This is a genomic window from Ruegeria sp. CRTD044, assembly GCF_059613485.1.
In genome coordinates, this window is record NZ_JBXWSP010000013.1 from 1 (window position 1) to 1,218 (window position 1,218).

The 1,218-nt window shown below is 60.2% G+C and carries 1 protein-coding gene; it reads left to right on the plus strand.

Features of this window, described 5'->3' with window-relative positions; all coding sequences use genetic code 11:
- The first annotated feature begins 55 nt into the window (after positions 1–55).
- A protein-coding gene (locus AC2FNL_RS12060; RefSeq protein WP_496833795.1) for an IS3 family transposase occupies positions 56–1,182 on the plus strand; the annotation gives its coding sequence in 2 pieces (ribosomal slippage) (positions 56–320 and positions 320–1,182; 1,128 coding nt in all).
- Positions 1,183–1,218: the final 36 nt, after the last annotated feature.

The window sequence follows — 1,218 nt, forward strand, 5'->3', positions numbered from 1 at the left end:
GATCCTCCCCCAATGAAGTGGTCCGCCGTTATGTTTAGGAAAACGGAGGATCAGAATGGCAACGAAGAGACACAAGCCGGAAGAAATTGTCACGAAGCTGCGGCAGGTTGAGGTGCTTGTCGGCCAGGGGATGGCACGGGTGGATGCGATCCGTGAGGTGCGCATTACCGAGCAGACCTATTATCGCTGGCGCAAGCAGTATGGTGGGATGGGAACCGACCAACTCAGGGAACTCAAACGGCTACAGAAGGAGAACGAGCGGCTGAGAAAGGCTGTTTCGGACCTGACGCTGGACAAGCTGATCCTGACTGAGGCCGCAAAGGGAAACTTCTGAGCCCCGCCCGCCGTCGGGCCTGCATCGATCATGTGCGCAACGCGCTGAAGGTATCGGAGCGTCGGGCCTGCCGGGTGCTGCTCCAGCACCGCTCGACGCAGCGAAGGCTGCCGAAGGGTCGGGCTGACGAGCAACGCCTGGTGGCGGACATGATCGAGCTTGCACGCCAGTACGGGCGTTATTGCTATCGCCGGATCGCGGCCTTGCTGAGAGATGCCGGCTGGCAGGTCAACGACAAGCGCGTCGAGCGGCTATGGCGGCGGGAGGGGCTGAAAGTGCCAATGAAACAGCCGAAGAAGGGACGGCTCTGGTTGAATGACGGCACCTGCGTCCGATTGCGGCCGGAGTACCGCAACCACGTCTGGAGCTACGACTTCGTGCATTGCAGGACCGATGATGGAAAAGCATTCCGGACGCTGAACATCCTCGACGAACACAGTCGGGAATGCCTGGCGATCCGGGTGAAGCGAAAGCTGAACTCGACCGATGTAATCGACGCGCTGAGTGACCTGTTCATTCTCCACGGCGTGCCGACCTTCATCCGTTCAGACAATGGCCCCGAGTTCGTGGCGCAGGTCGTCCAGGACTGGATCGCTGCCGTCGGCGCCAAGACCGCCTACATAGAGCCCGGCTCCCCTTGGGAGAACGGTTATTGCGAAAGCTTCAACGCTCGGTTCCGCGACGAGCTACTCAACGGGGAAATCTTCTACAGTCTGCGCGAGGCGCAGATCCTGATCGAACAATGGAGGAGGCACTACAACACGAAACGACCACACAGCGCCTTGGGTTACCGCCCACCGGCACCGGAAACCATCGTCCAGATGGACCAAAGGCCGGCGATGCACTAACACTCGAACTGGACCACTCGGGTGGGGCTGATCAGT